Origin of the sequence: Edaphobacter lichenicola (genome assembly GCF_014201315.1) — a bacterium.
GTDB classification, from domain to species: domain Bacteria; phylum Acidobacteriota; class Terriglobia; order Terriglobales; family Acidobacteriaceae; genus Edaphobacter; species Edaphobacter lichenicola_B.
This window is the reverse complement of record NZ_JACHDY010000003.1, coordinates 22457-45343: the sequence shown is the minus strand read 5'-3', so window position 1 is coordinate 45343 and position 22887 is coordinate 22457. Positions and strand designations below refer to the sequence as shown.

Below are 22887 nucleotides of genomic sequence, written 5' to 3'. Positions count from 1 at the left end.
CGTCAGCAGATCGAAAGATCGAGGAGAGTGCTACTTCATATCTCGCCAGTTCGGTCCAACCCCCACCTCTGCAACGATCGGAATGGAGAACTCGGCAACGTGCTCCATCTCGTGCTTGACAAGTTCTTGAAGTTCTTGAACCTCTTCAGGCACTACGTCAAAGAGCAGCTCGTCATGTACCTGGAGCGTCATCTGCGACTTCAGCCTTCGATCTCGAATAAGCTGGTCGATCCTAAGCATCGCCAGTTTGATGAGATCGGCAGCCGTACCCTGGAGCGGCGTATTGATCGCAGTCCGCTCCGCAAAACCGCGCATGTTGGGGTTGCGGGATTGAATATCAGGGATTGGTCGAATTCGGCCAAAGTACGTTTTCACGGATTGATCTCGACGCACTGTCTCGAGTGTCTCCTCAATGAAACGCTGGACCCCTTTGTAGCGTTCAAAGTAGGTCTCGATATAGGTTTTGGCGGTCTTTTGATCAATGTTCAGCTGCGCTGCAAGTCCAAACGGACTAATGCCATATACGATGCCAAAATTAACAGCCTTCGCGCGAGCGCGTGTCTCTTTGTCCATAGTGGCAGCGTCAACGCCAAACACCTCGCTCGCGGTCAGAGTGTGAATATCCTTGCCGGTTCGATAGGCATCGAGTAACAAAGGGTCTTGCGAGAAGTGGGCCATCAGGCGCAGTTCGATCTGCGAATAGTCTGCCGACATTAGCACATTCCCCGGAGCAGGAATAAATGCAGCGCGAATCTCACGACCTAGAGCAGTACGAACAGGAATGTTCTGCAGGTTCGGATTAGTACTGGAGAGGCGCCCAGTCGCCGTACCGACTTGATTGAAGGTTGTATGAACACGGCCCATCGCATCGGTAAGCTGCGGAAGCGAGTCGAGATAGGTTGATTTAAGCTTCGCGAGTTGACGATATTCGAGCACGAGCGCTGGAACGGCATGATGTTCTGCAAGCTCCTCCAGAACATCCTGAGCAGTAGAGACAACTTTGCCCTTGCCATACTTCATCGGCTTGGGAAGAAGCATCTTGTTGAAGAGAACTTCGCCGAGCTGCTTGGGCGAGTTGATATTGAAACGTTGGCCCGAATCCGTATAAATGCGCTCGGCGAGATTATCTATATCAACAGCAAGCCGAGTGGACATCTCACCGAGAACCGCGGAGTTAATCCGCACACCGGCCTGCTCCATGCGCAACAGAACAGGAATCAGCGGAAGATCCATCGTCTCGTAAATATGCGTCAGGTGAGCGGATTCAATCTGACTGCGAAGCGTGCCAGAGAGGCGGTGGATAGCATTGGCTGCTTCGGGCAGGAGATTAGCAATTTCTCTTTCGCTAGGCGTCTTTGAGGTGTGGGGTAGGGCGCGGTCAGTAAATCGCGCCGTAACATCGGGAAGAGTGTGAGAGCCATGCGTTGGGTTGATGAGATAGCTATAGAGCATGACATCGTCGCGAACCCCGGTCAAGTTGATCTTGTGAGGCTCGAGTGCCCTAAGGACTGCTTTGAGGTCATGGGCATGCTTGGGAAGGGTTGGGTCTTCAAGCGCCTCTCTCAAACCGGGCGCGTGAAGAGAGACGATCATCGCGGAGTTAGCAGATGTCGTGAGACCAATCTGGAGAGCTGATAAAACAGTCGGCACCCTCGGCCCCTGGATCTCCGGCTCCGGGATTTCAAAGAGCGACATGGATTTGGATGGCAGTGGCTCGGGCTCAGTCTCCTGTTCTGTGGATAGATCCGCCGAGACCTCTTCTGCGAGGGCCCGGGCATCTTCAAAAACGGCCAGAGTTAGTCCATTGACCCTTCCGGAAGGATCAGTTGAACGAGCATCGATCAGTAATTCATTTATTTGCTCCGCAGTCGGTTGCAGATTGTATCTGATGGGAGTATTGGACGCGGAAGGAGCAAGCTCCTTTAGCAAAGTTGTGAATTCGAGCTCCGAGAAAAGTTCACGACACGCAGCATTGTCAGGGGGCTGGGTAAGCATATCGTCTAGTTCGTAGTCGATAGGCACAGCAGTGTGAATCGTGACGAGCTCTTTTGAAAGAAGAATATTGTCGCGATTGTTTTGCAGCGATTCGCGATACGTCTTTCGCTTTACTTCATCCGCGCGATCGAGTGCGGCCTCAACGCTGCCGAACTGTTGAATGAGTTCGATGGATCCTTTATCACCAATGCCTGGGGCACCGGGAATGTTATCGATTGAATCGCCACGGAGGGCCATTACATCAATGACGCGTTCGGGCGGGACACCAAGCGCAGCCTCAACACCAGCACTGTCAAGAATGAGGTTGTCTTTCGTGGGATTGAGAATGAACACGTCTTCGTTGACGAGCTGCATCATATCCTTATCGGAGGAGACAACGTAGACCTTGTGGCCTAGACCGGAGAGCTTCCAAGAGAGTGTTCCTATTACGTCGTCCGCCTCGAATCCCTCGTAACTAAGAATCGGGATACGAAAGGCTTCAAGTGCGCGGCGAATAAAAGGAAGCTGTTGGGCAAGGTCGGCGGGCATTTCAGTTCGGTTGGCTTTATAGCCGAGATAATCGATCTCTTCAAACTGCTGGGTCTTAATGTTGAACTTCTTAACCGACTTCATTTCGCGAGCACGCTCGTCGCGGAAGACAGGGCCGGAGAGGTCGTAGATCGCAGCAAGATAGTGAGGGGAAAAGTCCTTGCGAAGCTTGTTGATCATGTTCACGAAGACATAGGTAGCTGCAGTAGGAATGCCGGTCCGCGTTGACATCGGGCGTTGACGCTGCATCGCGTGGTATGCGCGGAAGATGAACGCCATGCTGTCGAGCAAGTAGATAGGAGGCTTGTTTTCGGGCGCGACGGCTGCTTTTGCTTGATTTGCTGAGTTCGACATGGCTTGTTAGATGGTAGCGCGTGGCGAGTGATAAGACTTCGGTCAGAGGGATGTGGTGATTGCAGATCTCTGGTTTCTAGAGAAGGAGCATGCAGTCACCGTAGCTGAAGAATCGGTATTTTTTTAGAATGGCGTGTGTGTAAGCGGAAAGTACCAATTCTTTTCCATTTTCAGGACACGCAAAGGCGCTGACCATCATAAGCAACGTGGATTGTGGAAGATGAAAGTTTGTCAGGAGGCCGCTCACGATCTTGAACTTATAGCCAGGACTGATGAAGATGGTCGTCTGGCCAGAGTGAGGTTCAAGAAAACTCCCCGCAGATATCTGGGCACAGTGTTCAAGTGTACGGGTCGTGGTTGTGCCAGCCGCGATGATGCGGCCGCCTTCACGAAGAGCGGTGTTGATGGCCTCTGCGGTCGTCGCAGGAAGGGTGTAGTGCTCGGCGTGGAGGCGAATATCTTCAAGCTTTTCCGCTCGGACTGGCTGGAAGGTGCCGAGGCCAACGTGGAGGGTGATGGTTTCGATTTGGATGCCGTTTTGCTTGAGTTGGGTCAGAATCTCGGGAGTGAAGTGGAGACCGGCTGTGGGGGCGGCGGCGCTGCCGGATTCTTGTGAGAAGACTGTCTGGTAGCGGTCGCGGTCGGCTTCGCTATCCTCACGGTGGATGTAGGGAGGGAGAGGCATGTGGCCTATTTTGTTGAGGATGGCGTTGAAATCTGGTGTGGGGGAGAAGCGGAGAGTGCGTTCGCCGAACTCGGAGGCGGAGATAATTTCCGCTTCCAGCAAGGGTCTTGCTTCGTTGGGGGCGTGGAAGAGGAGGCGTTCTCCTGGCTGAATCTTGCGGCTAGGGCGGACGAGTGCTGTCCAATCATTTGGGGCAAGCTGTTGTGTGAGCAGGACTTCTATGCGGCCGGTGGGGTCGGGTGAGCTGTGTTGGGTTTGGGGGCTGCGGGCACGAGTGGCGTAGAGGCGCGCGGGTAAAACACGGCTGTCATTGAGGATAAGGAGGTCGCCGGGCTTTAGGATTCGGGGTAAGTTGCGAAAAAAATTGTCACGGTACTGGCCGGTGGCGCGGTCGAAGAGGAGCATGCGGCTGGAGCCGCGAATCGCCGGTGGGGACTGGGCTATCAGCTCTTCGGGGAGGTCGAAATTGAAGTCGGATACGAGCAATCTATGTCAATTTTAGTGGTGAAATCGTGGTGAGTTGTGTGGTGAAACGTGGTGACAACGTGGTGTTTTGCGTGGTTGATTTTGACGACGAAAAATACGCCAACTTTTTCAACTTTATTTTCGGAGATTGCTGATTCGGGATTCGGCCAGTTCGACGGCGCGATCGAGGGCGGCCTGAACTGCTTCCTCGTTGGCGGCGGTCAGGAGGGGCCAGCCTATGAAGACTCTTGAGAAGGGCTTGGGGATGAGGAAGCGGTCCCAGGAGCGAAGCTGCCAGGCTCGTTCGGGGAGGACGTAGAAGGTTCCGACGGAGCTGCCGGCGAGTTGGGCGAGCTGGGTGACGCCGGGTTTGGCGACCATGGCGGGGCCGCGGGGGCCGTCGGCGGTGATGGCGCAGTAGTGGCCGTCCCGATAGGCTCGGTACATGTTGCGCAGGCCGAGGGTGCCTGAGCGTGAGCTGGAGCCTCTTATGGCCAGGAAGCCCAGACGCTCGACGGTGCGGGCGATGAGTTCGCCGTCGAAGCTGGCGCTGATGAGGATGGCAATGTCGTGGTTGCGGAAGTGCCAGGCGCTGAGGAGCAGGGAGCGGTGCCAGAAGGCGTAGACGGCTGGGGGTGGGGAGTCGAAGGCCAGCGAGGCTCCGGGGTCGCGGACGTCTTCGAAGCGAAGGGTCATGCCGAGGAGGCGGATGGTCGCACTCGCGAGGCGGGGGACGATGGCGAGGGCGAGGCGTTGCTTGAGGGTGTAGGTGGAGGCCACTTCGTTCAGTTTACCTATGTGTCCTGCCGGACGGATCCTCAGAAAAAGACTCGAGAAGAACGTTCTGCCCTTTACGATCAATTTACCGTAAACGTGATTTGCTTAATGCGCTGGTGAGAGGGCTGCCTATGCGTTGCTTCAATCGACTCCTCCTTTTTTCTCTTTTTCTTGTTTTGTCGTCAGGGTTTGAAGCCAGCGCGCAGAGTGCGGCGGCTACTCCAACCAACGCCGACGTTGAGGAGCTACGACAGACGGTGCGCGATCTGGCGCTGCGGGTAAGCGTGTTGGAGGCAGAGCTGCACAAAGAACGTCCTGTTGTGACGACGGAGGTGGCAACACTGAGGCCGGCGGTGCTAGTTGGCCCGGCTGCGGATGTTCGGAGCAGCGTGGAAGGTGTGTCGAGCAGCAGCGTCGCGTCTGTCCCGGCGTCAGCAGCAGTGAGTCAGCAGACCACTTCAACACCAACTTCTCCTGTGGCTTCAGTTTTGCCGACACAGCTTCCCGGTGGGGCCACGCTGAACTATACCTTTGACGGGTACTACGACTACGACTTCAATCATCCGATTGGGCGGGTGCAGTATCTGCGGGCCTACGATGTGCTGAGCAATGCATTCAGCATCAACCAGGCTGACGTCGTGTTTGCGCTCGACCCAGATGTTGCGGCTGGTAGACGCTACGGAGTTCGGTTGGATCTGCAGTTTGGGCAGGCGACGGAGACACTGCAGGGGAGTCCGCAGAACGAGCCTCGACCGGATATCTACCGGAATATCTTTCAGGTGTATGGAACGTATGTCGTGCCGCTGGGTAAGGGACTGACAGTGGATGTGGGCAAGTGGGCTAGTTCACTGGGAATCGAAGGCAACTATACGAAGGACCAGGTGAACTACTCGCGGTCCTTCTTCTTCAACTATCTGCCGTTCTATCACGCTGGTGTCCGGACCAGCTACAAGGTGAACGACAAGCTGGCGGTGAACTACTGGCTAGTGAATGGAACCGATCAGTCGGAGCCTACGAACTCGTTTAAGGACGAGTTGTTTGGATTTACGGCGCAACCCGCGAAGAGTGTTGTTTGGAACTTCAACTACTACCTTGGACAAGACCATCCGGATGCCGCGCCGGCTACGAACTGCACGGCCCCGGTGCAGCCTGGGCTGTGCCTGCAGGCGATTACTCCTGCTCCAGATGGCAAGCAACATATCTTCGACAGCTACGTGACGTGGAACGCGACGCCGAAGCTAACGTTGTCGCTTGAGGGGGATTATTTGATCTCGCGGGAGTGGGCCAATGCGGCGCCTGGGGAGTCTTCCGCGCCTTCGCATGTGGATGGCGGGGCGGCTTATGCACGGTATCAGCTGACGCCGAAGATGGCGCTGGGGGGACGGACCGAGTACTTGTCCGATCGTGGAGGGCTCTTCAGCGGGACTACGCAGGCGCTGAAGGAGTTTACGGGGACCTATGAGTACAAGTTTGGCGAGGGATTTTTGACTCGTGTGGAGTATCGCAGAGACTGGAGCAATGTTCCCTTCTTTTTGACGAACAAGCCTGGGGTGTTGTCTTCGGATCAGCCTACGCTGACTGTGGGGATGGTCTGGTGGGTTGGGGGGAAGACGGGGGCCTGGTAGCTGCGATCGTTCGGCGCATAGCGGATCAGCGTTGGGCTCGCCCCTTCCACGGAGAGAGTGTCTTGTAACTGGGTAGAGCCGTTGCGTTGGACTTTTTTGCGGAGAGAAGACGGCGCTTGATCAGCCAGCGAACTGCGCTCTGTGCCGCACTTTTGCTGATGCCGATGTTTTCCGCCAACTCTCGATACCCGATCTGTACCTCGGAGCCTCGCTTTTCAGATTCGGCAGCGAGCCAGAGGTAGACAAGGAAGCTGGCTGGGCGGCGATCGTGTCCGGCGAGGTCGCGCATGAGGACGTCGATGAGGTATGGATCGATCTCGATCATAGCTATATCAGCCAATACTATAGCTTTACAGAGGCAATTGCACTGGCACTTTCGGTCGCTTTAGTCTGCAGGGCAAGGAGAAAGGAGAACGACGATGATTCGAGGTATTAAATTTGTTGGAGTTCCAGTTCGCAATCAGGATGAGGCGTTACGGTTCTGGACAGAGAAGGCGGGATGCAAGATTACGACGGACCAGGAGATGGGTCCGGGGCAGCGATGGATTGAGCTTGCCTTCCCTGGAACGGAGACCGGTATTGCGTTATTTACGCCGAAGGGGCACGAAGACCGCATCGGGACGTTTCAGTCCATCAGCTTCTGGTGCGATGACGTCTTCGCAACGGCCAAGAGCCTGGAGTCGCGTGGTGTGACGTTTGTACAGGCTCCGCGAAAAGAAGACTGGGGCACGTCGGCAATTTTTGCAGATGCCGATGGAAATCAGTTTGTTTTGTCAAGCCGATAGCTGGTTGGCTAGCTGTACTTTAGCCAGCGTAGGATCTCGGGGAGGTTGGGTTTTTTGCCGTACATGAGAATGCCGACGCGATAGATGCGGCTCGCGACCCAGAGGATGGCGAGGATCGTCAGGCTCATTAGCACGAAAGAGAGACCGATCTGCCAGGGTGGAACCGTGGTTAGGGAGATGCGGAAGTTCATCAGCAGGGGGCTGCAGAAGGGGATGAGGGAGACGATCTGCGCGAGGGTGGAGTTTGGCGCGCGCACGATGACGAAGATCATGAGGAAGCAGAAGGCGAGCGGGATGACGAGGAACATGTTGAGTTGCTGGAGCTCCTGCTCAGAGTTCGTCATGGCGCCGAGAGCGGCGGCGATGCTGGAGTAGACCAGAAAACCGAAGATGAAGTAGGCGACGAAGAAGACGATCTGCGTGGCACTGATGAGCGCGTGGCCGCTTCCGGTGAGGCCGGTTGCGAGTGAGGTCGAACCGAGGGCAGCGGCGGCCAGCATCCAGACGCCTACTTGCGTGATGCCGACGGCGCCGACGCCAAGGATCTTGCCGGCGAGCATCTCGTCGGGCTTGATGGTTGAGAGCATGACCTCGAAGACGCGGCTGCTTTTTTCTTCAATGATGGAGCGTGCGGTGTTCATGCCGTAGAGCATGATGACCATGTACATGAGGAAGAAGAGGAGATAGGCGGCACCGAAGGCGGCGCGGCTGTCGCCGGTTTTGCTGGTGTCGATGGCGACTGGTGCCATGAGGGCTGCGATGTCAGACGGACCCATGCCCTGATGCGTGAGACCTTCGCGCGTGAGAACGTTTTGGATGGCAGCGGAGAGTGTGTCTTCGGTGCTGATGTCGCCGGCTGAGCGCGGAACGTAGGTAAAGGTGGGACGTACGTTCGTCTGTGCAGCAGGCGTAACGACGAGATAGCCGGTGAGATCTCCTGATTTGCTCTGGAGATTGTGGTCGAGGTTGGCGCGGATCTCGTCGCTGTTAGATGGCGAGTTTGATGCGAGAACTTCGACGGTCATGCCACTGTTCTTTCCGGTCTGGAGTTCGTGCTTGAGGTCGGCGGAGAAGGAGGTGTCGGAGGAGAGGATGGCGAGATGGGCTGAGGATCTGGTGCGAGAGGCGAGATAGCCGCTGCCGAAGACGAAGGCTCCCATGAAGAGCGGAATAAGAATGGTGGCGATGAGGAAGGCCTTGGTGCGAATACGCTCGAGGTACTCGCGTTTTGCGATGAGCCAGACGTTATGCATGAACTTTTTCTCCAGCCGGGACGCCGGTAGATTCTTCGGTGACCTTTTCGATGAAGATCTCTTCGAGTGTCGGCTCCATGACTTCGAAGCGGGTGATGCGGGCGCCGGTGCGGATGGCGTCGGCGAGGAGGGCCTGAGCGTCGGCTCCTTCGTTGAGGCGGATCTCGGCGTGGCCGCCGTAGTTCTTTGCAGAGTGGATGGTGGGGTGGTTGAGGAAGGAGTCGTCGCCGGTGAAGTTGATGAGGACGCGGTTGACGGGGTAGCGAGACTTGATTTCGCGCATGGAGCCGGAGAGGACGAGGTGGCTGTTGTGGATGAGGCAGATGTTGTCGCAGATCTTTTCGACCTGATCCATGCGGTGGGTGGAGAAGAGGATGGTGCGGCCTTGTTTGCGGAGGTCGACGAGAGTGTCCATGAGGAGGACGGCGTTGACGGGGTCGAGGCCACTGAAGGGCTCGTCCATGATGATGAGCTCGGGCTCGTGGAGGAGCGTGGAGATGAACTGGATCTTTTGCTGCATGCCCTTGGAGAGCTCTTCGGTTTTCCTGTCGATGGATGGGGTGATTCCGAGGCGGTCGCACCAGTCGTGTGCGCGCTTTGATGCAGTGGTGGCGTTGAGGCCGCGGAGTTGGCCGAGGAAGATGAGCTGGTCCATGACCTTCATCTTTTTGTAGAGGCCGCGCTCTTCGGGGAGATAGCCGACGCGTTTGAGGAGGTCGCGGTTGAAGGGTTTACCGAAAAGACTGACGGTACCGGAGTCGGGGACCGTGATGCCGATCATCATGCGGATGGAGGAGGTTTTGCCGGAGCCGTTGGGGCCGAGAAGGCCGAACATGCTGCCAGGCTCGATGGTGAAGCTGAGGTCTGCTACGGCGATCTTGGTGTCGTAGGCCTTGCGGACATGTTGCAGTTCTACGATGGGCATGGGTTCTCGTGTCGTTGTGTCAGGGCCAGTTTATCAGGGGTGGCGTGGGTGTTCGCGTGGCGTCAGAGTACGGATAGCTGCTCGGCGATGCGAGCGTCGCGGTGTTTGCGATCGAGCCGGGCGGAGAGGATCGCGAGGATCAAGGTGATGAGGGTGACGATGATGCTGGCTAGAGGGAGCTGGCGGTAGGTGTAGCCGGCGGTGAGCATCATGCCGCCGAGAGAGGCTCCGGTGGCGTTGCCGAAGTTGAAGGCTCCCTGGTTGAGGGTGGAGGCGAGGTTGGGTGCGGCGGCGGCCTGGTCGACGATGCGGGATTGGAGCGGGGCTCCGGCGGCGAACTGGATTGCTCCCCAGATGAGGATCATGACGATTGCTGGGATGACGTGGGGTTCGGCGTAGTAGAGAGCGAGGAGCGAGGCCAGGAGGGTGAGGAGGGCGCCGATGAGGAAGGCCATGGGACGCCAGTCGCTGAGAGTGCCGCCGAGGAAGTTGCCTACGGTGATGCCGACGCCGAAGAGCAGGAGCGTGAGGGTGACGGCGTGGGGGGAGACGAGCGTGACGGCCTCGAGGGTTGGGGCAATGTAGGTGAAGACGCAGAAGAGCGAGGCGGAGGTGAGGATACTCATGGCGAGGACTAGCAGGACTTGAGGTTTGCGGAGGACGCGGAACTCGTGGAGTAGGCTGCCGGAGCCTGCTGCTTGTTTGGGGACCAGGAAGAAGACAGCAATTGCGGCGATGAGGCCTATGGGAACGATAGCCCAGAAGGCGAATCGCCAGCCGTAGGCCTGGCCAAGTGCGGTTCCGGCTGGGACGCCCAGGACGTTGGCAAGCGTTAGGCCGGAGAACATGAGCGCAATCGCCTGGGCACGCTGGTTGCGGGGAACTAGATTTGCAGCGACTACACTGCCGATGCCGAAGAAGGCTCCGTGGCAGAGGGCGGTGAGGACGCGGGCGGCGAAGAGGAGATTGTAAGTGGGGGCTACGGCGCAGGCCAGGTTGCCGAGAGTAAAGACGCCCATGAGGAGAAGTAGGGCGAGTTTGCGCTCAAGGCGGGCGGTGGCGATGGCTACGATTGGCGCGCCGATGGTGACGGAGAGCGCGTAGCCGGTGACGAGGACGCCGGCCCTGGGGATGCTGACGTGGAAGTCGTCGGCGAGGTTGGGCAGAAGGCCCATGATGATGAACTCGGAGGTGCCGATGCCGAAGGCGGCTACCGCAAGCGCCATGAGGGGCGTGTGCAGAAGGATGTTTTTGCGCTCGGCGGTCGTTACTGAGCTCGCTTCAGAGGCAGGCATTCTTTTATTGCAACATATCTGCTGTCAATACTGAAAGGCTGTTGTGGAAGTGCGGGAGTTGGCCACGGCTGGTTCTTGGTAGCATCGGTCTGTGCTGGAACTTTCTACACCTATCAAGTTTGTAAAGCTCGTGGGGGAGCGGATTGCGGTCGAGCTTGCCAAGCGCGGCGTCGAGACGGTCGAGGATCTGCTGTATCACCTGCCCTTTCGCTATGAGGATCGCCTGAACCCGGTGCCGATGAGTGAGCTGAGGGCGGGGACCATGGCGTCGGTGATCGGCGAGGTGCGCGGGACGGTATTGCTGCAGACGCGAAGTATGCCGTTATTCGAGATGACGGTGGGACAGGGGCTCAGCACTGTGAAGTGCATGTGGTTTCGCGGGACCTATTTGAGGGACAAATTTCATGTGGGGCAGATGGTTGCGCTGTATGGGAAGCTTGAACCTTCGCGAAGCAGCGCGGGAAAGTTCAAGATGATTCAGCCGCAGTTTGAGATTCTGCCTTCGGGGGCTGGCGCGGATGCTGAGTTGTCCATGCTCGAGGTTGGGCGGATTGTGCCGGTGTATGAGTCGCTGGGAGGGACTACGGCGTGGGGGGCAAAGCTGGGATCGAAGTGGCTCAGACGGGTGATCTGGACTCTGTTCGAAGAACTGGAGAAGCAGCAGGTCAGCGAGTCAGCAAGTCAGCAAGTCAGCGGGTCGGCTAGTCAGGTTGAGACTCTGCCTGAGTCGATGCGGAAAAGGCTCTCGTTTCCTGAGCGGCTGAAGGCGTTAAAGGCTGTACATTTTCCTGAAGCCGGAACGCCGATGGTGGAGTTGATGTCGGCGACTACGCCGGGACATCGGCGGTTGATCTTCGAAGAGTTTTTCTATCTCGAACTGGGACTGGAGTTGAAGCGACGGCGCATGAGGGAGCGCGAGGGTACGGCGTTTGTGACGAATGTGAAGGTGCGGGAGGCGATCAAGCAGGTGCTTCCCTTCCATCCGACTGCGGCGCAGAAGCGTGTGCTGGGCGAGATTGCGAGCGATATGCGCAAGCCGCAGCCGATGCGGCGATTACTGCAGGGCGATGTGGGATCGGGCAAGACAATTGTTGCGATGCAGGCTGCGCTGGTCGCGATTGAGAACGGCTACCAGACGGCTTTGATGGCTCCGACGGAGATTCTGGCGACGCAGCATTATCTTTCCGCGAGGAAGCTGCTGGGGGATGTGCTGTCGCCGCGAACAGGAAAGCCTTATCGGGTGACCCTTCTGACGGGATCGCTGGATGAGGCGACGAAACGGGAGGCGCGCGGGAGAATCTTTCGCGGCGAGACCGATCTTGCGATTGGAACTCATGCGCTGATTGAAGATAAAGTCGACTTCGAAAATCTGGGTCTCGTGATCGTCGATGAGCAGCATCGGTTCGGCGTCCAGCAACGATTTCGATTGATGAAGAAGCCGGGCGCGCTTGATCCGGATGTGCTGGTGATGACGGCGACGCCGATTCCGCGAACGCTTGCGTTGACGTTGTACGGCGACCTTGATGCGAGTGTGATCGATGAGCTGCCGCCCGGAAGAACTCCGATTGTGACCAGACGAACGACAGAGGAGCGTGCAGAGGACGTGTGGGCCTTTGTGCGCAAGCAGGTCGAGGCAGGACGGCAGGCCTATATCGTGTATCCGGTGATTGAAGGGGCTAAGGATGATCAACCGGAGTTGGATTTTCCGCAGGACGTTGAAGAAGAGCCTGCGAGCGCATCCTCGGGGAAGAAAACAGCGGGTCCCTCCACTACCCTTTCGGCAAGCTCAAGGTTCGGTCGGGATGACAAGTCTTTCCTCGCACAGAAAGCAAAGACAACTACGAAGACTAAGAAGAAAGCCCCTGCGAAGACGGAGAAGTTGTTTGAGCCGAAGAGGGCGCTTCGAGCAGCGACAGATATGTATGAGGAGCTGCGGCTGGGGCCATTGAGTGGACTTCGGCTTGGGCTGCTGCATGGGCGGTTGAGCGCGGATGACAAGGACGTGACGATGCGGCGGTTTCAGCGGGGGGACCTCGATGTGCTGATTGCGACGACTGTAATCGAAGTGGGCGTCGATGTTCCGAACGCTTCGGTGATGGTGATCGAACATGCCGAGCGGTTTGGGCTGGCGCAGATGCATCAGTTGCGCGGACGGGTTGGTCGTGGAGCGGCGAAGAGCTTCTGCGTGTTGATGACAGGCGGAAGGGTGAGCGAACAGGCTGAGGCCAGGCTGGATGCGATGGTGCGCACGCAGAATGGTTTTGAACTAGCTGAGCTTGATCTGCAGCAACGCGGGCCTGGAGAGTTCTTCGGAACGCGTCAGGCTGGTATGCCGGAGTTCAGGGTTGCGAATCTGATACGCGACCGTGCGCTGCTGGAGTTGGCCAAGACAGAGGCTGCGCGCTTCGCGTCGGAACCTGATCCATCTGTTTTGAGTGAAGAGAAGGACGCTGTGTGGGCGCGGTTGAAGATGCAGTGGCAGAGGAAGTATGGATTGGTCGAGGCCTGATTTCTTTGAACCTCTGCTGCAGATTAGAGACCGCTCGTCGTTGCGAGATGCCTTAGCTTGCCGTGGCGTGAGTGAAGGAACCAAGCTGTGGAGATTGCGATGTCGATGCAACGATGGCCTTCTTCGGGCCACGCTTGCGCGCTACGAGGACTCGAATACGTTCGATCATCTCCGCCGGGGACGAAGCGCCTTTAGGGAGGAAGACATCGGCGTGAACGGCTCGATCGAAGGCGTTGACTGTGCCGGAGACGATCATCGCGGGTAAGCCGGGATGGAGTTGTTTGGCGCGGCGGACCAGTTCGTTGCCATCCATCTGCGGCATGATGAGATCGCAGAGAATGAGGTCGAGTGTGCCGGGGAGATATTGATCGAGAACGGTAAGCGCCTCCTGCGCGCTGTGGGCAGCGATGACGCGATAGCCACGGGTTTCGAGGAGGAAGGTGCGGACGGAGAGAATTTGTTCATTGTCATCTACGCAGAGAATCGTTTTCTTGGGGCGCATGCAGTCTCTCTTCTGCCGGACACCACCTTCTGGTGGCTCGCGGCCGATGGGCCAGTCTGACGCGTCTGCTGGTTTGCAGGCGGGCCGGTCTGGTGGTGTTCAAAACTTCCCCGTGGTTCGGCCGGATGCGGCTCTCAGCGCGTAGTGGGTCCGCTGCTCCCGAAGTAGAGAAGACAGAATGAGCAAAGCTCTCCTGTCTGCTCCACGAGGGATCAGGGCCATCTGTCCAGCGAGCGAAGCTGCCGAACCGCGGGGTGCGAGAGAGGCTGTAGGCCGGCGCAGGTTGCCACGCGGCTCCGAGAGCGCAGGGATCCGTATGCTGCGGATACAGTGAGTGTCGATGCCGGAGATGCTGGCATCGACCTCACTGCGCGTGCAGACAGTAAGATTGCGCTGGGGAGTCGCGACTGCGGGGCAGTCGAGCTTCTCTCAACTCAAATTGTCAGAAAACAGGCGAAAGCAAATCATCTCCAACGACGCTTCCCTCTTGCTGGCAACGTCGTCGTCAACGCTTTCCAACAGTACGAATGAGTGGGTGACTTGGCAAGCGGCGAAGTTTGGGCGAAGACTCGCAATATTAGAGCTTGCACATCCACCGATGCGCGGAAGGGTCTGTATTCATTGGCGATTCATGATGGGCTCCTGTTGAAATCGAGTGCATCACGGCAGGAAAAAGCGTCCCGTTGCAACAGGAATGGTGCGGCCACCGACGAACACTTTTGTGACGATGCCGTCTTCGAGTGCGGCGCTGACATGAATGCGGCTCGGACGAAGCATCTCGATTCCCTGCTCGATGATGATTTGTTGTCCGCTAGTGGCGAGGCCATGACGGACGATGTAGGCGATGGTGCAGCCTGAGGCAGAGCCGGTCGCAGGATCTTCGCCGGAGTCGAACTGCATGCGCGCGTGCCATTGTGCTGCTGAGTTCTCATTAGCGGGAGTAATGCAGTGGAAGAACTTCGCGCCGATGCGGTCAAGAAATTGGCGAGCGCTTTGCGAGCCAAAGATGTGCAGACGGCTGGCGACCTCGAGCGATCGCAAGGGTACGATGCAGTACGCCATGCCGGTGGAGATGACCTGCGCGGGGAGATGCGGATCGAGGTCTTCGAAAGAGAGGCTGAGTGCAGCGGCCAGGGCTGCGCGGTCGTCGGGCGTGCTGAGAACTTTGCCAAAGGTTGGATCGTTCTGTCGCATCGTACCGAAGACTCCGATCTCTTGAGGCTGCGGAGCCTGGAAGCGAACCGAGATTGGACCGATTCCTAGATCGAGAGTGATCTGCTCTGCGCCGCGAAAGGTTGGGTGATTCCAATAGAGCCAACTGGCCGTGCCGAGGGTTGGGTGGCCGGCGAAGGGGACCTCTTCGGTGGTGAGGAAGATGCGGACCTGGATGCCGCGTTCGTGCTCGATCTCCGGGGCGCGGGGCAGGATGAATGTGGTTTCATTCAGGTTGGTCTCGCGGGCCAGGGCCTGCATCTCGCCAGAGGTGAGGCCGCGAGCGTCGGTGAAGATGGCAAGCGCGTTGCCCTCGAGAGGGCGTTCGGCGAAGACGTCGACCTGGGAGAAGTCGTAAGTGCGAGAGGTCGAAGGGTGTGCTGCTGTCGACGCAACAGCGGGGCTGTCATTTGACATGGATGCTCCTCGGAAGTATCTTTTGAAAAGACCGCGATGGGGCGAACCGGCCTCATGCTAGCTTAGCTGGCTGCGGTACAAAAAACATTTAGCTATGAAGATGATGCAAAACACGATGTCCACACTCTGCTGCTGCTGTTGCTGTAGCCCAGTGTGGGTGTGTGGATGAGCTAATCGAAGCAGATCATCTTCGAGAGCACAGAGACCCACCCCAGAGCGAATAAGCCGGGTGGGTTTTCTACGTTGAGCCTCAGCAGATCAGACCACGTTGGCGAGCAGTTCATTTAGGAATTGAAGGATTGGGTAAACCCCAAAGAAGGCGAATCGACCATGTCACTCCGCATCAACGATATTGCTCCCGATTTCACTGCCGAAACTACCCAGGGCACGATTCATTTCCATGAATGGATTGGTGACAATTGGGCCGTTCTCTTCTCGCACCCGAAGGACTTTACTCCGGTGTGTACGACCGAACTCGGCGCGGTGGCGAATCTGGAGGGCGACTTCGCCAAGCGTGGCGCCAAGGTGATCGGACTCAGTGTGGACCCAGTCGTAAACCACGAGAGATGGGCCGCGGATATTGAGGAGGTCGGAGGCGCGAAGGTCAACTACCCGTTGATCGGCGACACGGAGCTGAAGATTGCGAAGCTCTATGACATGCTTGCTGCAGATGCGGGAGAGACTTCAGAGGGCCGGACTCCGGCGAACAACGCGCCGGTGCGCACTGTGTTTGTGATTGGACCCGACAAAAGGATCAAGCTGACGCTTGCCTATCCGATGACGACGGGCCGCAACTTCGATGAGATTATTCGCGTACTCGACTCGATGCAGCTGACGACAAAACATAAGGTGGCGACGCCGGCGAACTGGAAGCAGGGCGAGGATGTCATCATCACCGGAGCAGTGTCGAATGAGGATGCCGATAAGATCTTCCCCGGCTACAAGACGGTGAAGCCTTACCTCCGCACGGTGGCACAACCGGAGTAGAGTTGGACAAGGTCTCCGCTACACTTCTGTTTTGTAGCGAGCAAGGGCACCGATGGCGAAGTGGCTAACGCGCTGGTCTGCAAAACCAGTATTCATGGGTTCAAATCCCATTCGGTGCTCCATAAAATCAATGACTTGAAGAACAACGGACGGGCGATCGTGAGAGCCATCCTCACACCCAGTTCTTGCGGCCTGTAGTGGCTCTCGAATGGCGACCCCCCACGTAACCCACGCCACGCTACTCACGGAACAAATGATTCAAAATCGCATTCATCAGCGGTTCGATCACCACCACGTCCGCCGGATAAGACCAGAACCCAATCAGGTATCGCACCATCTCGCTGACGCGCTTCTTCACACCCTCGCGAAATTCTTTTTGCTCCTCGATCGACAGCTGCGCCAGTTGCAGCCCGTTCAGGGTGCTGTCGATAGGGTTCGTGTGCTTCGGCGTATACCGTATTGGCCCCAGCTCTCCCGCTTCACTCATCACGGGATCGGTCAATACCATCCTCGCCACCATCCGTCCCCGGTCATAGTCATGCACGCGATACCGCTCATCGAAGAACCCCAGAAAGCCCGTTAGGTCCGCCCCCGCCAGCAACTCCTCGGACACCGCGATTCCATAGATCCGCATATAGTCGCACTGCCCCAGATTCGCCGCCGTTTCAAATGCAAGCACCGTATCGCGAAACGCATCGGAGGCGTAGCTTCCTGCCCCCAGACTCGCAATCTCCGCCTTGTACTGGTGTTCAATCCGCCGCCTGGCCTCAGCCAGACTCTCTCTTCCGATCTTCGCGACCTGCCTCGTCCCCGTGCGCGTCGGCTGCGAAAACAACACCCTCAGCAAACCATCCGCGGTCCTCTTCAGGCTTCCGCTCTTGATTTCTCCTGAACGCAGCTTCTCTACCAGTTCGCTGGCACGAGCGTCCATTAGAGCAATCTGCTCATTCATCTCCACAGCTGTAATCCAGTCCTGAAACTCTGACTGGCCAAGCAGTACCTTCGCCCACCGTTTCATCATCTGAAAGTAGTCTGCATTCACCTCACAAAAGCTCGAATCCGCGCTCGAAGTTCTCCCATGCGGCGACACAAACAAATAGAATCGGCTGTCGTTGTACCAATGCTTGTCGATCTCATCCACCAGGTTTTTAGCCATACCCAGCGGCTCGTTCTGCAAGATTCCGCCATCGGTATACGTAAACCTCGACGGATCATCCGTCCACGGCTCCAAGCCGGTTTTTGCGTAGTCCGCCCGCCGGCGGTCCATCTCCTTTGCACGAAACGCCAACGGATATGCCCCGCTTGCCACCGATGCGTCCGCCAACTCACGCCACACCTCCGGTTTATCGCTCCCGTCCACACTCACCACTCGTGTCATCTGGTCTTCATGCCGCGTGTAGATAAACTTCCCGCAAGGCTGCATGTCATAGCCGTAGTCCACGCCGTTCAGGTTCGTCAGCGTCATCCCGATGGAGATCGACCGCGCAGCAGCTATGTGCGTTATGGGAGCGGGCCACTCCCCCGTCGCATATCGTCCCAGTAGCGTATCCTTTGCTATTCCCTCCACCACATTTGACGAAAAAATCGAACGCAGCGGCGGCTCCACTTTGCCGGTCGTTTCGTCTACCGTCTTCAACAACCCATCGAGGTCGATCCGTTTCACCCACACGTTGTACAGCGGATTGTCGTACGGATCGCGAAACTCATGGGCCGAGTACAACATCTTATGCGCCACAATCACGGCCGTCATCGCACCGGCCGAAGCACCCGTCATGACATCGATAAGAATCTTCTCGTCATCGGTCACCCCCTCGGCGGAGTTATGCTGATGAATTGCATCCAGCACCTCATACAGAACACCCGCCTCGTAACTCCCCAACGACACCGCACCCGCAATCGTAATAGCCAGCCGCTTCGGCATATCTCTCCTCGCAGCAGAATTAGAGCACCCTTCCGAGCCGGGAACCATATACCTAATTGGTCATAGCCCCTTGGTGGTAACCACCACTGATTTTAATGATCAATATCACTCCGTCTCATCCCGTATCACCTGGTTTCGCTGGTCTGCAAAACCAGTATTCATGGGTTCAAATTCCATTCGGTGCTCCATAAAATCGACCACTTGCGAGACTTTCCTGTTGCGCGGAATTCGCTAACTATCCGCAACACTGGCGGATACTCTAAGGTGAATCACTGCATCGTGGTGGGATAGCCCTGCCATACATATTCCAGAGCCTCGGGCAGAGTCTGTTGTTTCACGGCCCGGTCGACGTGCCCGGCGTTTTGGGCAAAGACAAACTGGTAATGGTAGCCCTTTGCGGCCAAGACTTTGGCCATGTTCTCATTGGCGACGACCCAGTCGTGCATATTGTCACGCATGACATTTGGATTGAGAAGATCACTGTCACCCACCTCCATCCAGATTCGCAGCGGCTTGACCGGGGAGTTCGGAATGAGGTGTTCATGAAACTCCCATGCGCCGTGAGGAGTTTTGGGGTCGTATGGCCATTGCTGGTTCAAGTACGTGCCCGAATAGGTTAGAACGCGGTGGTATAGCTCAGGGTGATACCAGGCCATGATGAGTGCGCACGAACCGCCGGAGCTACCGCCCATCGTCGCGCGGCCATCGGGGTCTTTGGTCAATTTCACGTTGAATCTCTTCTCGACCAGGGGGAGCACTTCTTTCTCGACGAACTCCGCATATAACCCTGACATGGTGTCGTATTCCAGGCCGCGTTCGCTTCCCTGGGCATCGCTCCCCCCATTGCTTATGGAAATGACGATCATCACTGGCACTCGGCGATCAGCGATCAAATTGTCCAGGGCCGTGAACAGCGCACGGTCGGGTCCATCTGTTCCGACGAGGAATGGCGCGACGCTGCCTGGAGCGTATTGTTTGGGAACGTAAACCGTCACTCGCCGAGTGTAGGAAGCGGGGTGGGTGCTTACGACCAGTTTGGCGGAGTCAGTGGGATCGACAGTGCCATAGGTACCCGTCTCCCGTGCGATGCCGGGATAGATCTTGCTGTCAGCGGAATCCATCGTGAACTCATACACCGTTCCCTGCGGCACTCCTTCGTGCGCAGTCATCTCCGGGGCCGGGTTATGCGTGGGGCCAAGAATAAAGTTTCCATCGGCATTCATCGGAGCATTGGTACCGTCGGGCAACTCCCTGGCCGCGACATAACCAGACGTGTGTGGATCGCGTGTGGGTGGAGTCGGACGAACGGGGTGGCTTGCTACCGGCGGCGTTGGTGGCGCCTGGGCGATTGCTCGATCTGCGCCTAGGCTGATCAGGAATACGATGCTCAAAAGACGGAACAATGAGAACTCCTTTCTGGTTTCAGCTATGTCTCATTCCTGCCGGCCAGGGATGTTGCTCTGGTTGCCTTTGTTCTGACCGTAATGTTTCACAAGTAGTTTATGATTACCAACCATCGGCATGGCCTGAAGGAGCATCAACATGAGCAGTGAATCGACAGTCGCGCTCGTCCCGCCGTTCACGCAGGAGACGGCAATCCTTAAAGTTCGCAAGGCCGAGGACGGCTGGAACTCGCGCGATCCTGAAAAGGTCTGCCTCGCTTATACGCTCGATAGCAAGTGGCGCAATCGCTCCGAGTTCGTCAACGGGCGAGAGCAGATCGTTCAGTTTCTCACTCGCAAATGGCAAAAAGAACTGGATTACCGGCTCATCAAGGAGTTATGGGCCTTTGGGGGCTCCCGCATCGCAGTCCGCTTTGCCTACGAGTCGCATGACGCATCTGGACAGTGGTACCGCTCTTACGGCAACGAAAACTGGGAGTTCGACAAAGACGGGGTGATGCATCATCGCTATGCCTGCATCAACGATCTACCCATTAATGAGAGCGAGCGACTCTTTCATTGGCCGCTCGGCCGGCGTCCCGACGAGCACCCTGGCCTTACGGAACTCGGACTCTAAAATTAGCTGAACTCTAATCGGCAGGTATGGCTACTGAAGCCCCCCTCAAAGGGGCTCGTGGCGATTTACGCTTTTGGGTCTTTCTTTTATCACGCTCCGGGCATATTCTCGGCCAACGACATTCTGTAACCAGACAAGCCATTCGTGGCTCAATGATGCATTCGGCATCCGAAAGGCCATCGCTTCGACAAGTAAGATATCTTGGCCACGACAGGAGCTTTCATGTTCATCATCGTGCTTGCGTTTTTGATTGGTATCGTCTCCGGGCTCCGCGCTCTGACCGCACCAGCGGCCGTAAGCTGGGCAGCTCGTCTTGGTTTACTGCCGCTTCAAGGCACTCCTCTCGCCTTCTTGGGATACGCGGCTACACCCTACATCTTCACGGTCCTCGCTATCGGTGAGTTGATCAACGACAAACTGCCGAAGACGCCCAGCCGTAAGGTGCCTCCGCAGTTCATCTTCCGTGTCATCAGCGGAGCTTTCTCTGGAGCGGCAGTGGGAGCGGCACGGCAATCGCTGGTGCTCGGCCTTGTCGCCGGCGCCGTAGGTGCGGTCGCAGGTACACTTGGGGGTGCCGCTGTACGCACCAAACTCGCTGAGGTCTTTGGAAAAGATCTCCCTGCTGCTTTGCTTGAGGACGCCGTTGCGATCATACTTGCTATTGTGGTTGTCACAAGACTCGGATGAGACAAGACTTCGACGCAATTATTATCGGTGCCGGACAGGCAGGGCCATCGCTGGCAGGTCGACTCACGCAGGCCGGCTGGAAGGTCGCCTTCGTCGAGCGTAAGTTGTTCGGGGGCACCTGCGTTAATGTTGGTTGCACTCCCACGAAGGCTATGGTCGCAAGTGCCCATGCGGCACACATCGCGCGCCGGGGGAACGACTTCGGAGTTGTGCGTCATGAGCCGGTTAGCGTGGACATGAAAAAAGTCCTGGCTCGCAAGAATGCGATCGTAATGAAGTCCAGGACTGGCGTTGAAAGCTGGCTGCGAGGCATGGAGCGATGCACCGTCTTTACAGGAACAGCGCGCTTCGAGTCTCCGAATGAGATTCGGGTTGGCGAGGAAGTGCTTCATGCTAAGAATATTTTTCTGAACGTTGGCGCGAGGCCGGCAGTGCCGAATATGCCCGGCGTTGGCGATGTTCCTTTTCTGACCAGCACGACCATCCTCGATCTTGATGAACTGCCGCAACATCTCATCGTCATCGGAGGTAGCTACGTCGGGTTGGAGTTTGCGCAGATGTATCGCCGCTTCGGTGCTGAGGTAACGGTAGTCGAGCGCAAGTCGCGCCTCGTGCCCAACGAGGATGAAGACATCTCTTCCGGCGTTCGGGAGATCCTGCAGTCCGAGGGGATTCAGCTTCGTCTCGACGCGAACTGTATCCAACTTGAAAACAATGGCGGAGAGGTGGCGGTTGGGCTTGACTGCCTCGAGGGTCATCCTAAGGTCGTAGGAACGCGCATACTTCTTGCCGTTGGAAGGCAGCCAAACACGGACGATCTTGGACTGTCAGCCGCCGGCGTGCAGACCGATGAGCGCGGCTATATCACGGTAGACGACGAACTCCGAACCTCTGTCTCGGGAATCTGGGCGCTCGGAGATTGTAACGGCAGAGGAGCTTTTACACACACCTCTTACAACGACTTTGAGATCGTGGCTGATAATCTTCTCGAGAATGGCTCGCGACGAGTAAGTGACCGCATCCCCGTGAGTGCCCTTTACATTGACCCTCCACTGGCGCAGGTTGGTCTTACCGAAAAGCAGGTGCGCGAAAGTGGGCGCCCCGCTTTGATTGGAACTCGCCCAATGACGAAAGTTGGCCGTGCCGTGGAGAAGGGAGAGTCGCAGGGTTTCATGAAGGTGCTGGTGGATGCAGAGAGCAAGAAAATTCTGGGAGCCTCCATCCTGGGCTCTGGTGGTGACGAAGCTATTCATTGCATCCTGAGCACGATGTACGCGGGTGCCCCGTACAGTACTCTCTCTCACGCGGTTAACATTCATCCTACGGTTTCCGAGCTGATTCCTACGATGCTCCAATCCATGACACCGCTTGGGTGAAATGTCATTTAGTGTGTCTCCGCCTTCGAAAAAATGCTAAAACTATAGGCCATGCCGACTACCCGCCAATTGCTGACGCCTCGAGAAGCATCTCGCATGCTGGGTGTCAGCTACCCGACGATCAAACAATGGATCTTGAACGGGAAGTTGAAGACCGTTCAGACTCCCGGTGGGCACCATCGATTGTCAGAGGCGGCTTTGAAGCCTTTTCTGACTAAAGACCAGATGAAGCCTGCGGCCGAATCACGTCAGCGCTATCGACGGGTCAGCGGTAGAAATCAACTTGCAGGCAAAGTTGTGAGCATCCAGATAGAAGGCCTTCTTGCCGAGGTTGTTCTTTCTATAGGAGACGCGCACGTGACTGCAATCATCACGGCTAGCGCGGTTCGCGAGCTTCAGTTGAAAAAAGGGGATCTTGCGGCTGCTCTCATTAAGTCGACTGACGTAATGATTGAGCGCCTCGACGATCCCTCGTAAAACCAACGGGGCACCGTGTCGATGCCTGGACGAATCGTTTGACTATACGATTTGAATCGACTAGCTTCGTAATATTCGAGTGGAACACGTGCG

Annotated in this window: 19 protein-coding genes and 1 tRNA gene; 9 read left to right on the top strand and 11 right to left on the bottom strand. The window is 57.0% G+C overall.

Annotation, left to right across the window (positions count from 1 at the left end; genetic code table 11):
* Positions 1-30 precede the first annotated feature (30 nt).
* The 3 genes from polA to HDF09_RS11435 form a co-directional block, all read right to left on the bottom strand.
* Complete coding sequence (polA, locus tag HDF09_RS11445) at positions 31-2877, bottom strand: DNA polymerase I (RefSeq protein WP_183766325.1); 2847 nt, start codon at positions 2875-2877, stop codon at positions 31-33.
* Between the two features lie 76 nt (positions 2878-2953).
* Positions 2954-4048, bottom strand: a complete 1095-nt coding sequence (gene queA, locus HDF09_RS11440; protein WP_183766323.1) for a tRNA preQ1(34) S-adenosylmethionine ribosyltransferase-isomerase QueA — start codon at positions 4046-4048, stop codon at positions 2954-2956.
* A 114-nt stretch (positions 4049-4162) separates the two neighbouring features.
* Positions 4163-4807, bottom strand: coding sequence for a lysophospholipid acyltransferase family protein (locus HDF09_RS11435; RefSeq protein WP_311719321.1), 645 nt, complete (start codon positions 4805-4807; stop codon positions 4163-4165).
* A gap of 128 nt (positions 4808-4935) precedes the next feature.
* Between HDF09_RS11435 and HDF09_RS11430 the strand changes: the two genes are divergently transcribed.
* Positions 4936-6429, top strand: a complete 1494-nt coding sequence (locus HDF09_RS11430; protein WP_183766321.1) for an outer membrane beta-barrel protein — start codon at positions 4936-4938, stop codon at positions 6427-6429.
* Between the two features lie 25 nt (positions 6430-6454).
* Here the strand turns inward: HDF09_RS11430 and HDF09_RS11425 are convergent, their stop codons facing one another.
* Positions 6455-6754: a helix-turn-helix domain-containing protein gene (locus tag HDF09_RS11425; protein WP_183766319.1), complete on the bottom strand. Its 300-nt coding sequence runs from the start codon at positions 6752-6754 to the stop codon at positions 6455-6457.
* 94 nt (positions 6755-6848) lie between these two features.
* Between HDF09_RS11425 and HDF09_RS11420 the strand changes: the two genes are divergently transcribed.
* Positions 6849-7214, top strand: a complete 366-nt coding sequence (locus HDF09_RS11420; protein ID WP_183766317.1) for a VOC family protein — start codon at positions 6849-6851, stop codon at positions 7212-7214.
* Between the two features lie 8 nt (positions 7215-7222).
* On the opposite strand, the gene HDF09_RS11415 is transcribed toward HDF09_RS11420, so the two are convergent.
* The 3 genes from HDF09_RS11415 to HDF09_RS11405 form a co-directional block, all read right to left on the bottom strand.
* The gene (locus tag HDF09_RS11415; RefSeq protein ID WP_183766315.1) at positions 7223-8467 is read right to left on the bottom strand and encodes an ABC transporter permease; all 1245 of its coding nucleotides are present in this window, start codon (positions 8465-8467) and stop codon (positions 7223-7225) included.
* Positions 8460-9392 (bottom strand): ABC transporter ATP-binding protein, encoded by a 933-nt coding sequence (locus tag HDF09_RS11410; RefSeq protein ID WP_183766313.1) that lies wholly within the window; start codon positions 9390-9392, stop codon positions 8460-8462. The genes HDF09_RS11415 and HDF09_RS11410 overlap by 8 nt, the downstream gene beginning before the upstream one ends.
* A 62-nt stretch (positions 9393-9454) precedes the next feature.
* Positions 9455-10687, bottom strand: coding sequence for an MFS transporter (locus HDF09_RS11405; protein WP_260181231.1), 1233 nt, complete (start codon positions 10685-10687; stop codon positions 9455-9457).
* A gap of 91 nt (positions 10688-10778) precedes the next feature.
* On the opposite strand from HDF09_RS11405, the gene recG reads away from it, so the two are divergent.
* Positions 10779-13196, top strand: a complete 2418-nt coding sequence (gene recG, locus HDF09_RS11400; RefSeq protein WP_183766302.1) for an ATP-dependent DNA helicase RecG — start codon at positions 10779-10781, stop codon at positions 13194-13196.
* A gap of 52 nt (positions 13197-13248) precedes the next feature.
* Here the strand turns inward: recG and HDF09_RS11395 are convergent, their stop codons facing one another.
* Together HDF09_RS11395 and HDF09_RS11390 are read right to left on the bottom strand one after the other, a co-directional pair.
* Positions 13249-13698 carry a response regulator gene (locus HDF09_RS11395; protein ID WP_183766300.1) on the bottom strand — a complete coding sequence of 150 codons (450 nt, stop codon included), beginning with the start codon at positions 13696-13698 and terminating at the stop codon, positions 13249-13251.
* A 660-nt stretch (positions 13699-14358) separates the two neighbouring features.
* Positions 14359-15327 (bottom strand): PhzF family phenazine biosynthesis protein, encoded by a 969-nt coding sequence (locus tag HDF09_RS11390; RefSeq protein WP_183766298.1) that lies wholly within the window; start codon positions 15325-15327, stop codon positions 14359-14361.
* A gap of 330 nt (positions 15328-15657) precedes the next feature.
* On the opposite strand from HDF09_RS11390, the gene HDF09_RS11385 reads away from it, so the two are divergent.
* Together HDF09_RS11385 and HDF09_RS11380 are read left to right on the top strand one after the other, a co-directional pair.
* Positions 15658-16314 carry a peroxiredoxin gene (locus HDF09_RS11385; protein ID WP_183766296.1) on the top strand — a complete coding sequence of 219 codons (657 nt, stop codon included), beginning with the start codon at positions 15658-15660 and terminating at the stop codon, positions 16312-16314.
* 46 nt (positions 16315-16360) lie between these two features.
* A tRNA-Cys gene (locus HDF09_RS11380) sits at positions 16361-16436 on the top strand.
* A gap of 116 nt (positions 16437-16552) precedes the next feature.
* On the opposite strand, the gene HDF09_RS11375 is transcribed toward HDF09_RS11380, so the two are convergent.
* The gene (locus HDF09_RS11375; RefSeq protein ID WP_183766295.1) at positions 16553-18235 is read right to left on the bottom strand and encodes a patatin-like phospholipase family protein; all 1683 of its coding nucleotides are present in this window, start codon (positions 18233-18235) and stop codon (positions 16553-16555) included.
* A 269-nt stretch (positions 18236-18504) separates the two neighbouring features.
* On the bottom strand, positions 18505-19638 hold the full coding sequence (locus tag HDF09_RS11370; protein ID WP_183766293.1) for an alpha/beta hydrolase: 1134 nt from the start codon (positions 19636-19638) through the stop codon (positions 18505-18507).
* 139 nt (positions 19639-19777) lie between these two features.
* Here HDF09_RS11370 and HDF09_RS11365 point away from each other — a divergent pair, with 139 nt between their 5' ends.
* The 4 genes from HDF09_RS11365 (at position 19778) to HDF09_RS11350 (ending at position 22794) form a co-directional block, all read left to right on the top strand.
* Entirely contained in the window at positions 19778-20254 is a 477-nt protein-coding gene (locus HDF09_RS11365; protein WP_183766291.1) for a nuclear transport factor 2 family protein, read from the top strand.
* Positions 20255-20476: 222 nt separating this feature from the next.
* A complete protein-coding gene (locus HDF09_RS11360) occupies positions 20477-20941 on the top strand; it encodes a DUF4126 family protein (RefSeq protein WP_183766289.1) in 465 nt (154 codons plus the stop codon).
* Entirely contained in the window at positions 20938-22317 is a 1380-nt protein-coding gene (locus HDF09_RS11355) for an FAD-containing oxidoreductase (RefSeq protein WP_183766287.1), read from the top strand. Before HDF09_RS11360 ends, HDF09_RS11355 begins: the two co-directional genes overlap by 4 nt.
* Before the next feature lie 51 nt (positions 22318-22368).
* A complete protein-coding gene (locus tag HDF09_RS11350; protein WP_183766285.1) occupies positions 22369-22794 on the top strand; it encodes a TOBE domain-containing protein in 426 nt (141 codons plus the stop codon).
* The last annotated feature ends 93 nt before the right edge of the window (positions 22795-22887 follow it).